The 12,712-nt window shown below is 73.6% G+C and carries 14 protein-coding genes and 6 tRNA genes; 9 read left to right on the forward strand and 11 right to left on the reverse strand.

From position 1 onward, the window contains the following. Positions 1-1,206: 1,206 nt before the first annotated feature. Together ACGFSH_RS22100 and ACGFSH_RS22105 are read right to left on the reverse strand one after the other, a co-directional pair. Positions 1,207-1,278: transfer RNA gene (locus ACGFSH_RS22100), tRNA-Val, on the reverse strand. 90 nt (positions 1,279-1,368) lie between these two features. Beyond that, the gene (locus ACGFSH_RS22105; RefSeq protein WP_393351134.1) at positions 1,369-1,830 is read right to left on the reverse strand and encodes a TIGR02611 family protein; all 462 of its coding nucleotides are present in this window, start codon (positions 1,828-1,830) and stop codon (positions 1,369-1,371) included. Positions 1,831-2,021: 191 nt separating this feature from the next. On the opposite strand from ACGFSH_RS22105, the gene ACGFSH_RS22110 reads away from it, so the two are divergent. Continuing rightward, positions 2,022-2,435: an SsgA family sporulation/cell division regulator gene (locus ACGFSH_RS22110; RefSeq protein ID WP_004002642.1), complete on the forward strand. Its 414-nt coding sequence runs from the start codon at positions 2,022-2,024 to the stop codon at positions 2,433-2,435. Positions 2,436-2,709: 274 nt separating this feature from the next. Beyond that, a complete protein-coding gene (locus tag ACGFSH_RS22115; protein WP_393351136.1) occupies positions 2,710-3,270 on the forward strand; it encodes a CGNR zinc finger domain-containing protein in 561 nt (186 codons plus the stop codon). A gap of 99 nt (positions 3,271-3,369) precedes the next feature. Here the strand turns inward: ACGFSH_RS22115 and ACGFSH_RS22120 are convergent, their stop codons facing one another. Together ACGFSH_RS22120 and ACGFSH_RS22125 are read right to left on the reverse strand one after the other, a co-directional pair. Continuing rightward, positions 3,370-3,573 carry a hypothetical protein gene (locus ACGFSH_RS22120; RefSeq protein ID WP_329417643.1) on the reverse strand — a complete coding sequence of 68 codons (204 nt, stop codon included), beginning with the start codon at positions 3,571-3,573 and terminating at the stop codon, positions 3,370-3,372. A 164-nt stretch (positions 3,574-3,737) separates the two neighbouring features. Beyond that, positions 3,738-4,214, reverse strand: a complete 477-nt coding sequence (locus tag ACGFSH_RS22125; RefSeq protein ID WP_393351139.1) for a hypothetical protein — start codon at positions 4,212-4,214, stop codon at positions 3,738-3,740. 323 nt (positions 4,215-4,537) lie between these two features. On the opposite strand from ACGFSH_RS22125, the gene ACGFSH_RS22130 reads away from it, so the two are divergent. Beyond that, positions 4,538-5,098, forward strand: a complete 561-nt coding sequence (locus ACGFSH_RS22130; RefSeq protein ID WP_393351141.1) for a DsbA family protein — start codon at positions 4,538-4,540, stop codon at positions 5,096-5,098. A gap of 237 nt (positions 5,099-5,335) precedes the next feature. On the opposite strand, the gene ACGFSH_RS22135 is transcribed toward ACGFSH_RS22130, so the two are convergent. From ACGFSH_RS22135 to ACGFSH_RS22145, 3 genes are read right to left on the reverse strand one after another with little or no spacing between them, the layout of a single operon-like run. Further along, positions 5,336-6,160, reverse strand: coding sequence for a GNAT family N-acetyltransferase (locus tag ACGFSH_RS22135; RefSeq protein WP_393351143.1), 825 nt, complete (start codon positions 6,158-6,160; stop codon positions 5,336-5,338). 54 nt (positions 6,161-6,214) lie between these two features. Next, a complete protein-coding gene (locus ACGFSH_RS22140) occupies positions 6,215-7,036 on the reverse strand; it encodes an aminotransferase class IV (RefSeq protein ID WP_393351146.1) in 822 nt (273 codons plus the stop codon). Continuing rightward, the gene (locus ACGFSH_RS22145) at positions 7,033-8,085 is read right to left on the reverse strand and encodes a chorismate-binding protein (protein ID WP_393351148.1); all 1,053 of its coding nucleotides are present in this window, start codon (positions 8,083-8,085) and stop codon (positions 7,033-7,035) included. Before ACGFSH_RS22145 ends, ACGFSH_RS22140 begins: the two co-directional genes overlap by 4 nt. 188 nt (positions 8,086-8,273) lie before the next feature. Between ACGFSH_RS22145 and ACGFSH_RS22150 the strand changes: the two genes are divergently transcribed. The 5 genes from ACGFSH_RS22150 to ACGFSH_RS22170 all read left to right on the forward strand — a co-directional run bounded on the left by ACGFSH_RS22150 (position 8,274) and on the right by ACGFSH_RS22170 (position 8,735). After that, positions 8,274-8,346: transfer RNA gene (locus ACGFSH_RS22150), tRNA-Gly, on the forward strand. 38 nt (positions 8,347-8,384) lie between these two features. Further along, positions 8,385-8,458: transfer RNA gene (locus tag ACGFSH_RS22155), tRNA-Cys, on the forward strand. A 1-nt stretch (position 8,459) separates the two neighbouring features. Next, positions 8,460-8,531 (forward strand) — tRNA-Val (locus ACGFSH_RS22160). A gap of 26 nt (positions 8,532-8,557) precedes the next feature. Beyond that, positions 8,558-8,629 (forward strand) — tRNA-Val (locus ACGFSH_RS22165). 34 nt (positions 8,630-8,663) lie between these two features. Beyond that, positions 8,664-8,735 (forward strand) — tRNA-Val (locus ACGFSH_RS22170). 54 nt (positions 8,736-8,789) lie between these two features. Here ACGFSH_RS22170 and ACGFSH_RS22175 read toward each other — a convergent pair. The 4 genes from ACGFSH_RS22175 to ACGFSH_RS22190 all read right to left on the reverse strand — a co-directional run bounded on the left by ACGFSH_RS22175 (position 8,790) and on the right by ACGFSH_RS22190 (position 11,102). After that, positions 8,790-9,086, reverse strand: coding sequence for a zf-TFIIB domain-containing protein (locus ACGFSH_RS22175; RefSeq protein ID WP_393351150.1), 297 nt, complete (start codon positions 9,084-9,086; stop codon positions 8,790-8,792). An 80-nt stretch (positions 9,087-9,166) separates the two neighbouring features. Further along, complete coding sequence (locus tag ACGFSH_RS22180) at positions 9,167-10,111, reverse strand: phosphotransferase family protein (protein WP_393351152.1); 945 nt, start codon at positions 10,109-10,111, stop codon at positions 9,167-9,169. 323 nt (positions 10,112-10,434) lie between these two features. Further along, entirely contained in the window at positions 10,435-10,629 is a 195-nt protein-coding gene (locus ACGFSH_RS22185) for a hypothetical protein (protein WP_393351154.1), read from the reverse strand. Positions 10,630-10,826: 197 nt separating this feature from the next. Then, entirely contained in the window at positions 10,827-11,102 is a 276-nt protein-coding gene (locus ACGFSH_RS22190; protein WP_393351156.1) for a hypothetical protein, read from the reverse strand. 197 nt (positions 11,103-11,299) lie between these two features. Here ACGFSH_RS22190 and ACGFSH_RS22195 point away from each other — a divergent pair, with 197 nt between their 5' ends. Further along, positions 11,300-12,688, forward strand: a complete 1,389-nt coding sequence (locus ACGFSH_RS22195) for a serine/threonine-protein kinase (protein WP_393351159.1) — start codon at positions 11,300-11,302, stop codon at positions 12,686-12,688. Positions 12,689-12,712 lie beyond the last annotated feature (24 nt).

The following is a 12,712-nucleotide window of genomic DNA, read 5'->3' on the forward strand; positions in this document are numbered from 1 at the left end:
AGCAGGGGGCCCGGGGCGCCGTCGGCCAGGCTGGGCGGGTCGGCGTGGGGGTGGCCGGCTGCCGTAGGGGCCGCCATCGGGGGCGGGTCGGCGGCAGGAGGCGGCCTCGCGGGGGCTGTGGTGGGGGCGTACGCCGGTGTTCTGGCCGGATCGGGCCGAGCAGAGGGCCAGCCGGTCCCGGGCCGTTGACGCAGGTCCGGCTCGGCGAGGCGGGGCCTCTGGCCGGATCGGGCCGAGCAGAGGGCCGGCCGGTCCCGGGCCGTTGACGCAGGTCCGGCTCGGGGAGGCGGGGTGGGCATGTCTCTGAGGCCGCGGGGTGGCAACAGGCTCATCGGGAGCCGTGGGCGGTGCAGGGCAGCATCCGTCCACGGCCTGGCCTTGGCCGCAGCCGCTGAGCAGTGACAACAGCCCTGGGAGTCGACCAGGTGGCAGGCAGGGCCGGCGGCACTGCCGAGGGGCCTCGAGGCCGCTTCTCGACCCGAGGGCGGGCGACCAGCAAGCCCACCCGACGACCGGCCCCAGCACCACCGCTCCAGGCGGGACGGGCCACCAGCACCGCCACCAGAACTCGACCCGGGGCCCGAGACCACTGCCTCGGCCCGACCACCCGGCACGGGCCAGCCCGCACCGGGCCTCGGAGCGCCTCCGGGAAGGGCAGAGTCCGGGCGCGTGCATGCATCGCCGACGGAACGGCGGGCCACCGGTGTCGTCGCGGGCGTGGCGGAGCCCGGCGGTCCGGGTCCCTCGGCCGCTCGGGGCGCGGACCTGCGGAGATCACAGCGGCCGCTTCACCGGGCCACGGAAACGCGAGCGCCGCTGCAAATGCCCGGGCCCCAGGTCACGCCCCCACGGGCCACACACGCCCCACGCACCCCACGGGCCCCACGGCCCCACGAACCGCACCTCACAGGCCACACGGGTCTCACCGGCCGCAGCGACCCACTCGACCCCGCCGGAGCCCCGCAGTGGCCGACAGCCGCACCGGGCCGTGATCCACCGCAGGCCGAGACGTGCAGGGAGGTAGCCGGGGCCAGAAGCCGGTGGGTCGGCGAAGGCCGCGAGGCGGCGGGACGCCAGGACGGAGGCGAGGCGACGGGACGGAGGCCGGACGCCAGGACGGGAGCGCGCTACCGACGGCGGGCCCCGCGGCGTGGCCGGAACGGCGTCGGCCCGACTGCGATTTCGCAGTCGGGCCGACGTTCCGGGTGGGCGATACTGGGTTCGAACCAGTGACCTCTTCGGTGTGAACGAAGCGCTCTCCCACTGAGCTAATCGCCCGGACGCAGGAAGAACATTACCCCATGTCAGGGGGTGGCTGTGACCATGTACGGAGGCGGACGGAGCTTCCCGCCCGCCGCCCGCCGCGCGTCACTGGTCCTTGATGTTCCAGGGCATCTCCAGGCCGAACTTCCACAGGTAGACCCCCAGCACCGCCCCGATGACGAGCACGCCGATCGAGGTCAGAATGATGTTGCGGCGCCGCACCTTCGGGTCCAGCGCGCGCTGGGCCGCCTCGGTGACCTTGCGCTTGGTCCAGCGGAGCACCAGCTGGGCCCAGACGAACTCGGTCGCCCAGATCGCCATGCCTCCGAAGATCACGACCCAGCCGGGACCCGGCAGCGGCAGCATCACGATGCCGGCGCCCACGACGGCGAGTCCGAGCACGAACACGCCGACCTGCCAGCTCAGGTGCAGCACACGGCGCGCCTTGACGAATTCGGGGGCCCGGGATCCGAGCCCCTGTCCATGCCGGTCCTGCACCGCTCCGTCCCGTCCCACCGCGTCCGCCGCCGTGATCGCGTCGGCGGACTCGTCACTCCCCGTATTCATACAGCCAGACCCTACCCGAGAGATTCCGGTCACCGGAATGGTGGCACTTCGCGAACGAGGTGTCGGCCGGAAGAGTTACGTAAAGGCACGCAAAACACGCAGAGGGGTTTACAACGGCACCGTAGGTGGCATGTCGATTTCGCCGACGTGCGAATCCCCGAGCGCACACTGAGCGAAAGGCCCTGGCGCTTATGAACACCACGGTCAGCTGCGAGCTGCACCTGCGCCTCGTTGTGTCGAGCGAGTCCTCCCTGCCTGTCCCCGCAGGCCTGCGGTACGACACGGCCGACCCCTACGCCGTGCACGCCACCTTCCACACCGGAGCCGAGGAAACCGTCGAGTGGGTGTTCGCCCGCGACCTCCTCGCCGAAGGGCTGCACCGGCCCACCGGCACGGGCGACGTCCGTGTCTGGCCGTCGCGCAGCCACGGTCAGGGCGTCGTCTGCATCGCCCTGAGCTCTCCTGAGGGCGAAGCCCTGCTCGAGGCCCCGGCGCGGGCCCTGGAGTCCTTCCTCAAGCGGACGGACGCCGCCGTGCCTCCCGGCACGGAACACCGGCACTTCGATCTCGACCAAGAGCTCTCGCACATCCTGGCGGAAAGCTAGGGCGAGGCTCACACCGAGCCGCCCGGCGCCGTCCACTCGGGGAGACGGTTCGGGCTGATACAACCGCATAGGGCATGCGCCGACGCCGCGCCACGGGCTGCCGTGGGGCGGCGTCGGCGTGTCCGGAGCCGCCCCGGCGTCGCTCCCCCGGCCGCCGCTCGGCACCGGCCGGGGAAACCCGGTCCCGGATCGGCCGTGGTTCGGCGGCCCGGTGCGGCTACCATCGGCCAGCATCGGCGGGCACCCGCCCGACCTCCAGGCCAGGGAGCGAAACGTGCTGATCACCCACGACACCCGGTGTGCTCTCGACGCCGTGGTGGATCTGGTGAACACCGCCCCGGAGGACGGCACGACCCCGGACGCGCTGCCGGACGTCGCCGCCCTCGAGGACTTCGTGCGAAGGCACGCCATAAGTGACGTCGGCGTGCTCTCCGAGTTCGACCTGTCCGCGGTGCGCAGGATCCGCGGACGGTTCGCGGGGATCTTCGCCGCGACCGACCCGCACGTCGCCGCCGGGCTGATCAACGACCTGGTGGCCGCCGCGGGCACCACGCCGCGTCTCACCGACCACGACGGCTATGACTGGCATGTGCACTACTTCGCGCCCGGCGCGTCGATCGCCGACCACCTGGCGGCCGACTGCGGGATGGCGCTGGCGTTCTTCGTGGTCGCCGGGGAGCAGGAGCGGCTGCGGCGGTGCGAGGCCCCGGACTGCCGGCGCGCCTTCGTCGACCTCTCGCGCAACAGGTCCCGCAGGTACTGCGACAGCCGCACCTGCGGGAACCGGCTGCATGTGGCCGCCTACCGGGCACGCCGCAAGGAGGCCGCGGGCTGAGCACCCGCTCCGCCGCTCCGCGCGGGGCCGCCGGAGGACCGCTCGGTCACTCGATGCCGACGGGCCCCGGCGGATGACGCCGGGGACCGCGGGTACGGCTCACAGCAGCAGCAGATCATGCAGCGAAGCCATGAGCAGCAGACACCCGATCACCGCCAGGAAGATCATCAGCGGTGGCTGGGAAAGGGCGAAGAGGCACCCGCGCGGCTCGTCCTGAGGTGGCGCGGCGTCGCTCTGTGTCGTGTCCAGCATCTCGCGGGCGATGATGGCGCAGGCGGCGCCCCCGGCGCGATCAACACGCACGGAATGAGCGGGTGGTCGCCGGAATCCGTGACGTCGGTTTCAGGCCGTGATCGTTTTCGCGCATGCGCCGGTCGACTGTGTCGTTTCGTCGCCGGGCCCCACCAGGCACGCTTCACGCCGCGCGGCTCACGCTTCCCGCTCGGCAACCGGCGGGGGCGGCCGGTTCATATGCCGTGCTTCTTGAGGATGGCCTCGATGTCGCTGAAGTCGTCGGACGCGCCGGAACCGCCGGAGCCTGCGGCCCCTCGCGGGGAGCCTGCGGGCCTGGACGCGGACCCGGGCGCCGGACGGGACGCCTGTCCAAGGGAGGGGGCGGAGGCGGCGGGGGCCACCGCGTCCGTCCGGGCGGCGCGGGCCGCGGCCCTTCTCTCCTTGCGGGTGCCGCCGCGGCGGCGCTCCACGGCCCGGGTGGTGGCGAACAGGGCCCAGGCCCCGGCGAGCACGACGAAGCCCGCCCAGGCGGCGGGGCTGAAGGCGGTGTCGACGACCCATCCGACGGCGCCGGTCATCACCAGACCGAGCGGAACGAGTGCGTAGGCCGCGATGCGGGCTGCGCTCAGGAAGCGTTTGCGGTAGGCGGTGACCGCCGCGATGCCCAGGCCGGCCACGGCGACGGCGGAACAGACGGTCTCGGCAATCATCCGGTCCTCCAGGCGACGGCTGGCTGGTCAGGGTGAGATCAAGATCTGATCGACTCGGCGGCACCGCCCACGGGCCGGTGCACCGATGCATCGGTGCGCCGGTTCGCCGACGCGTCGCTTCTTCGTCCCTTCCATCGTGCACCTGCGCGGGCCTCGCAGGCCATGCTCGGGCCGGACATCAGGGACATCTCCGGGTCGGCTCCTCCGCAGGTGCCGTACCGGCCCGCCCCCTGATCGTTCCTCCGGGTCGTGCGCGTTCCCGGCGGTCCCGCAATCCCCGGTCCGGATTGGGGCGACCGGGCGGGGGCTGGGAGACTGGCCCCATGAGCGACTCGTCCCCGGCCTCCTCCGCCTCCCCCTCGTCCCCCGCCTCCCCCTCGGGGCCCGGCCGCGCCGTCGTCCTCGACGTCTGGTGCGAGCTTCAGTGCCCCGACTGCCGGGGCGCGCTCGACGATCTGCGCGCCCTGCGCGAGCGCTACGGCGACCGGCTGGAGCTGCGCCTGCGCCACTTCCCGCTGGAGAAGCACAAGCACGCCTTCGCCGCCGCGCAGGCGGCCGAGGAGGCGCTGGAGCAGGGACGGGGCTGGCCCTACGTCGAGGCCGTGCTGGCACGGGTCGAGGAGCTGGACCGTAGGGGTGAACCCTTCCTGGTCGAGGTCGCCGGTGAACTGGGACTGGACGCCGAGGAGTTCGACACCGCTCTGATCGACGGCCGGCACATCCTGATCGTGGACGCCGACCAGGCCGAGGGCAAGGCGATCGGTGTGACCGGGACCCCGACGTACGTCATCGGCGGCGAGCGACTGGACGGCGGCAAGAGCCAGGAAGGGCTGCGCGGACGGATCGAGGAGATCGCCGACCGGCTGCTGGCCGAGCGGGACTGAGACCCGGGAGGGAGAGGCCGTGCCGCGCCGGGCCGCCTGGGCGGCACGGCGCGGCGCGGATGCTCCCACCGTCCGGCCGCCCGCGCTTCCAGCTGTCCGGCCCTCCGGCCGCCCGCCCTTTCCCCTGTCCGGCCGTCCGCGCCGCGGCGCAACGCCCCTCCGACGTCCGCGAGTTCCTCGCCCCCTCGACGGCCCCGGCCTCCCGGCCGCTCGGGGGCTCCGCGCCCGGCCGGCGTCTCAGAGCAGGTTCTTGTACATCGAGTAGCCCACCGGCACGTATCCGAGCGAGTCGTACAGCCGCTCGGCCGGGGTGTTGCCGGCGAAGACGTTGAGGCCGAGGACCTTCTTGCCGTTCCCGATCGCCTGCGCCTCGGCCAGCAGCATCAGGGAGCGGCCGTGGCCGCGTCCCCGGTGGGCCTCGTCGGTCTCGACGTCGAACACGAACGCCCTGTCGCCGGTGAACGACAACCAGAGCAGGCCGACCGGTTCGCCGTCGTGCTCCAGGACGCTGATCAGCGTGTCCGGCGTCGCCAGGCCCTGCGGCAGCAGCCGCTCGTGGTCCCGCCGCGACTTGGCCAGCGCCTCGTCCTCGGGCACGCCGCGCTCGGCCCAGTCCTGGGCGTACGCGACGAGCGCGCGCTCCCTCCAGGGTCCGAACTCGGCGTCCGACATGGGCCTGCCGACGCTGCCGTCGGGCAGGGCGGGCGGGCCGGCCGGGAGGGTCTTCTCCATGCCGCGGTTGCGGTGGACGTAGCCGAGCGCGGTCGCCAGCCGCAGCGCGGCCCCCGAGTCGGCGGGCACCCGGCACTCGATGCGGGTGCAGCCCCAGCCGCGGGCCACCTCCTCGGCGGCCAGCGCCGCCACCGTGGCCCTGCCCCGCCCCCGGTCCCGCTCCTCGACGCGCAGGTCGGCGATCAGGGCGACGCCGGGTCCGAACACGGGGGACGTCGAGAGGCGGACCTCTCCGACGGGACGGCTGTTGACGCACACCTGGAAGTGGCGCGACAGCGCCCCGTCGGCTGCCCGTTGCAGCGGCTCGGTCGGCCGCAGAGTCGTGGTCATCAGGGGTGTTCTACCCCGCTGCGGACCGTATCGGCAGCCTGTTTTCCCCGGCCCTCACGGGTCGAGGTCGTTCCCGCTGCGCTCGGCGAAGATCCGCATCGCCTTGGCGGTCACCGGCCCCGGTGCGTCGGGCAGTTCGCGGCCGTCGACGCGGTGGACGGCCTGGACGTCGCGCAGGGTGGAGGTGAGGAAGATCTCGTCCGCCTGTTCCAGCACGTCCAGCGGCAGGTCGGTCTCCTGGGCGCCCGTCCACTCGGCGGTCAGCTCGCGCGTGATGCCCGCCAGGCAGCCCGAGGCGAGCGGGGGCGTGTGGATCTCACCGTCCAGGACGACGAAGACGTTGGACCCGGTGCCCTCGCAGAGCCGGCCGAGCGTGTTGCCGAACAGCGCCTCGCTGGCGCCCTGTCGGTGGGCGCGGGCCAGGGCGACGACGTTCTCGCCGTACGAGGTGGTCTTGAGTCCGCTGAGCGCGCCGCGTTCGTTGCGGGTCCAGGGGACGGTGACCGCGGCCGTGGAGTCGGCGCGTCGCGCGGCCTCGCCGAGGGCGACGACGAGGGTGGGACCGTGTCCGCCGCGTTCGGAGCCGAGGGGGGCATGGCCGCCCGTGTAGGTGATGCGCAGCCGGCCGAGCCGCATCGGGTTGGCTTCGAGGACGGCGGCGCAGGCGCGGCGGATCTCGTCGTGGTCGGGGTCGGGCAGGCCGAGGCCGCGGGCGGAACGGGTCAGCCGGTCGAGGTGGCGGGTGAGCGCGAAGGTCGCACCGTCCACCGCCTTCACCGTCTCGAAGATGCCGTCGCCCACGGTCAGGCCGTGGTCGAAGACGGAGACGCGGGCGGTGGCGCCGTCCAGCAGCGCGCCGTCGAGCCAGATCTTCACGTATGCGTCCCTTCACTCACCTCGTACGCACCCGACGCTACCGCGAGCAGTCGCGATGCCTTCAGCTCGGTCTCCTCCCACTCGGCGTCGGGGTCGGAGCCCCACGTGATCCCCGCGCCGGTGCCGAAGCGCAGCACGGCGCCGCCCGCGGCGGACCGCTCGATCCAGAAGGTGCGGATGCCGACGGCCAGCTCGCCCGTGCCCCGGTCGGCGTCGACCCAGCCGATGCCTCCGCAGTACGGGCCGCGCGGGGCCGTCTCCAGCGCCTCGATGACGCGCAGCGCGCTGGACTTGGGGGCGCCGGTGACCGAGCCGGGCGGGAAGGCGGCGTCGAACAGGCCCGCCCAGCCGACGTCCGCGCGCAGTTCGCCGCGGACCGTGGAGACGAGGTGGACGAGGCCCGGGTGCTTCTCGACGGCGCACAGGTCGGGGACGGTCACGCTGCCGGTGGCGCAGACCCGGCCGACGTCGTTGCGGACGAGGTCGACGATCATCACGTTCTCGGCGTAGTCCTTGGGGAGGAGGTCCGCCTCGGTGCGCCCGGTCCCCTTGATGGGTCCGGACTCGACGGTCCGGCCGTCGCGGCGCAGGAACAGCTCGGGGGAGGCGGTGGCCGTCTCGACGCCGTGCGCGGGGAGGCGAATCGTTCCTGCGTACGGTGCCGGATTGCCCCGGGCCAGCAGCGCGGTCAGCGCGTCCACATCGGCGCCGGGGGCCACCGGCGCGCTCAGGACGCGGCACAGGTTGGCCTGGTACACCTCGCCGGCCGCGATGTGCTCGCGGATGCGCCGCACGCCCGCCGTGTACGCGGCACGGTCGAGGGACGACGTCCAGTCGCAGGCGGCGGGCCCGCGCCAGGCTCCCGGCACGGGGGCGGGGACGGGCTCCTCCCGCACGTCGGCGAAGCGCGCGCAGACCGTGCGGCCCTCGAAGTCGGCGCACACGGCCCAGAAGCCGGTGGAGTCGAGGGCCGCGGGATCGTCGGTCACGTCGAGGAGACCGGTGGCGACGCGGCCGCCGAAACGGGCGAGAGGAGGGAGGTCGAGCACGTTGTCGAGTCTAGGGCGGGCCGTGCGCGGGCAACCCGCGCATGTCCCGGATGTCCCGGCCGGCGGCCCTGACCAGGTCCGCGTCCGGGCACAGCGCAGCACGCTGCACAAACGCGTTTTTGTACTGGCCCGGGAATCCGCTAGAGTTCAACTCGTCGCCGGGCCGTGAGAGCGGAACGAAACGACAAGCGGACGTAGCTCAGTTGGTAGAGCGCAACCTTGCCAAGGTTGAGGTCGCGAGTTCGAGCCTCGTCGTCCGCTCGAAGGAAACAGGGGTCTTCCCGGTCCCCTACACTCCTGGTGGAGTGGCCGAGAGGCGAGGCAACGGCCTGCAAAGCCGTCTACACGGGTTCAAATCCCGTCTCCACCTCCAAGGACGATTAGCTCAGCGGGAGAGCGCTTCCCTGACACGGAAGAGGTCACTGGTTCAATCCCAGTATCGTCCACTGGATCCGCTCGAGGATCCGAACCCGCGCGATTAGCTCAGCGGGAGAGCGCTTCCCTGACACGGAAGAGGTCACTGGTTCAATCCCAGTATCGCGCACGCAGTGCACATGATCCCCGGATCGTGTTCCCGAGGACGATTAGCTCAGCGGGAGAGCGCTTCCCTGACACGGAAGAGGTCACTGGTTCAATCCCAGTATCGTCCACGCACCGGAAGCCCCCGGCCGCCTCTGCGGCCGGGGGCTTCCGCGTGCGCCGGTTCAGCTGGAGAACAGCATGTGGCCGAAGCTCTTGTGGCGGTGGTGGCCGCCGTAGTGACCACCGCCGTGGTGACCGCCGCCGTGCGCAGCCGGAGCGCCCCAGGCGGGGGCGGCGGGGTACGCCTGCGGGGCTGCCGGGGGCGGCGGGGCGGGCTGGGACCACTGCGACTCGACCCGGGTGAGCGCCTCCAGCTCGCCGTAGTCGAGGAAGATCCCCCGGCAGTTGCTGCACTGTTCGATCTGGACGCCGTTGCGGTTGTACGTGTGCATCTGAGCGTGACACTTCGGGCACTGCATGTTCGGCTCAACTCCTCGCCGGTCGGTGCTCTTTCGCCTGCCGCCAGCACAGACACTGTCCGGCCGCGGTCGGTTGCACCCTACTTCGGCGAGTCCGCCGCCGACCGCGGCGGGACGGATCCCATCCGGGCGCAGGCGTCGACCAGACACTCCTCGACCTCGTCCAACGGCCTGCCCTCGGCGACCGATTCGGTCACGGCGCGTGCCGCCGTCTGCACGGTGAGTGCGCGAGCCGGCACGTCGAGGGCGGGCCAGGGGTCGTCCGCCGCGGGAACCGCGGGGCCGCCGCCGGCGCGGTAGGCGTCGAGGAAACGGGTCCACTCCTGCGGCGGGAGCAGGCCGCAGGCGAACCAGGCGGCCGGGCGGGCGAGGTCCCAGGCCGGGACGCCGACGCCGAGATCGTCGACGTCGATGAGCCGCCACGGGCCGTCCGGCGCGGGATGACGGACGAGCTGGCCGAGGTGGAGGTCGCCGTGGCAGAGGGCGGCTTCGGGCCCGGACGCCGCGGTCTCGGCGCGCGCCCACGCGGGTAGCGCCCGCCACGCGCCCAGGACGGCCGCGCTCGCCGGATGCGGCCCCGCGGCGGCGGTCAGCCGGGCCACCGCCAGGGCGGCCTTGGCCGGGCCGCGCATCGGCGGCAGGCCGGCCGGGACGGGCGTGCGGTGCAGACGGGCGAGCAGCGCGCCCGCGGCCTCCCAGGGAGCGGCGTCCGGGTCGACCGGGTCCACCGGGGCGCCGTACGGCCAGAAGGTCACGAGGCGGCCGTGCAGCCCGGCCGGCGACGCCGCGAGCGGCGGGAGCAGGACGTCGGGGAGAGCGGCGGCGACGGCCAGGCGCGCGGTCAGGTTTGCCCGGCCGGTGCCGGGGGCGTGCGCCTTCGCGACGGTGCCGGCGTGCCGGACGACGGTGGCGTCCGAGCGGTCGGCCAGGGTGGCCGCCGCCTCGCAGGAGCAGTCCGTGCCCGCGGTGTGGGCGCGGGACGCGGCCCGCAGGGCGAGCTGGGCGAGCAGGGGACGGGCGGTCACGGAACTCCCGAGGTGCGGCGTGCGGGTCGAGGGCCGGCCCGGCGGGTCACCCCGCGGGGGCGGTCGCCGGACGTCCGCCCCGGTCGTGCGGTACGGACCATGCCCGGTGGGACGCCGTCGCCGCCGTGCGGCCCGGTCCGCCGGGGAGGCACTGCCGTGAGCGTACGCACCCGCGGCGCCGGCCGGCCGCGGGGGAAAAGCAATGCAGGCGCAGCTCCCCAGCTGCGCCTGCATCTCTTGCCGTCCGCCGCACCCCCGTCCCCACGGGGTTTCATGGGTGGATGTCCCCGCCCGGACCGCTCATCCGGGCCTGGGGTCGCCGCTCAGCGCCCCAGCATCACTCCCACGGACGACGCCTGTGTGGCCACTGTCTCCCAGCCGTCGAAGACGACGAGGAGCAGGACCGCCAGGGGAAGGGCCATCAGCGTCGCCACCAGGGGGTGGCGGCGGCCCGTGCGACGAGGACGCGTGCTGCGTCCCGCTGTGCGGATCATCGTCCGCGGCGCCGTAAGGGCCATGGTCCCTCTCCTGACCTGATCGGTTGTGGTCGGCAGCGGCGGGTGTCTGACCTCGGGGGACGAGTGCTGCACCCGCCGCTTGACCTCAAATCTAGGCGGACGGCCCCCGCCGCACGTCATGCCCTCGTACCGATTGCCGGGCCTCCCGGAGGATGAGCCGTGACCTGCGGACTACTCCCCTGGGTGGAGACCGGGACCTAGGTCTCGGGGTCTTCCCGGAAGGGGTGCCCGCTGCGGGCCGGTATGTCCGAGCCGTCCTCCCGGGGGATCGGATGCTCGACCAGGGCGAGCACCCTGTTCGCCATGAAACGGGCCGTACGCACCGGGGTCCCGTTTCGCGTGACTTCGCTCACTTCCACCACCCCTCGTCGTACCGCCGTCTCCACACGGCGGCCCGCCCTGCTCGCCGTCACCTCGTAGGTCCGGGTCGTGTCGCCGGCGTCGACGACTATCTCCACACGGTCACCCTTCACGGGTTCAATCCCCCTTCTGAAACAGGTGGGTTGAGATCACGGAGCCACCAATGCGCTGCTGTTCCCAAGCCCCCTGACCACCTCTCAATTCTCTCACCGGGCACTGACAATCGATCGGGGCCGGAGGGCGCGGCCTCTGCGCGCGAACGGCCGCGGAAACGTAAGCTGTGCCACGTCAAACGGACCGGGCAGCGGGGATGAACATGGCGATGATGCGCCTGAGGCGCGAGGACCCCCGTGTCGTCGGCTCGTTCAGGCTTCACCGACGGCTCGGCGCGGGCGGCATGGGCGTCGTCTACCTGGGGTCCGACAAGAAGGGCCAGCGGGTCGCGCTGAAGGTGATCCGGCCTGATCTGGCCGAGGACCAGGAGTTCCGTTCGCGGTTCGCGCGCGAGGTGTCGGCCGCCCGGCGCATCCGGGGCGGGTGCACGGCGCGGCTGGTCGCGGCGGATCTGGACGCCGAACGGCCCTGGTTCGCCACTCAGTACGTGCCCGGCCCGTCTCTGCACGACAAGGTCAACGACGAGGGGCCGCTCGGCGCCGCCGAGCTGGCCTCCATCGGGGCCGCGCTGTCCGAGGGGCTCGTCGCGGTCCACGAGGCCGGGGTCGTGCACCGGGATCTGAAGCCGTCCAACATCCTGCTCTCCCCCAAGGGTCCTCGGATCATCGACTTCGGCATCGCCTGGGCCACGGGGGCCTCGACGCTGACGCACGTGGGCACGGCGGTCGGCTCGCCCGGGTTCCTGGCGCCGGAGCAGGTGCGGGGCGCGCTGGTCACGCCGGCCACCGACGTGTTCTCGCTCGGCGCCACGCTCGCGTACGCCTCGACGGCCGACTCGCCCTTCGGGCACGGCAGTTCCGAGGTCATGCTCTACCGCGTGGTGCACGAGGAGCCGCAGCTGCACGGGGTGCCGGACGCGCTGGCGCCGCTGGTGCGGGCCTGTCTGGCGAAGGACCCCGAGGAGCGGCCCAGCACCCTGGACCTCTCCCTGCGCCTGAAGGAGATCGCCACCCGTGAGGCGCAGGGTCTCGCGGAGGCGCGGCCGCCGGCGCCGCGGGCCGCCGAGGCGGACCGTCCCACCGGACGCCTCCCGGACACCGGCCGCTCGGAGCGGACGCTGCGCCACCGGAGCGGGCCCGGCACTCCCCCGCCGCGGGGCGGGACGCCGTCCTCGCGCGGCCCGGTCCCCTCGCGCGGCGGGACGCCGGTCCGCGGCGGGAGCCCCTCCCGGGGCGGCGGTGCACCGGGACCGCGGTCCGGGGCGCGGCCCGCTCCGGGCTCGCGCAACACCCGTCCGGGCAACGGCGCCAGACCCGTGCCGCGTGGCGGGGCGGGCCGTCCGCGGCCGCGCGGCGCCGGAACCTGGCGGCGGCCCGCCAACCCCCGGCTGCTGCGTCAGCGGATCTTCGTGTTCGTCGTGGTGACGTTGTTCGTGGCGCTCGGCATCGCCGTCGTCCAAGGCTGTGAGGGCCCCGCGCGCGGACTGGGCGTGGAGGACGGCGTCGTCCGCGACCACCAGGAACGAACGCCGCACGCGCCGGCCGACGGGGCCGGCCCGGCCGGGACGCGTCCGCTCGGCGGCTGACGCGCGCGGGCGCCCGCCGGGGTC

It is taken from the genome of Streptomyces sp. NPDC048481 (genome assembly GCF_043200075.1).
Classification (GTDB): Bacteria; Actinomycetota; Actinomycetes; order Streptomycetales; family Streptomycetaceae; genus Streptomyces.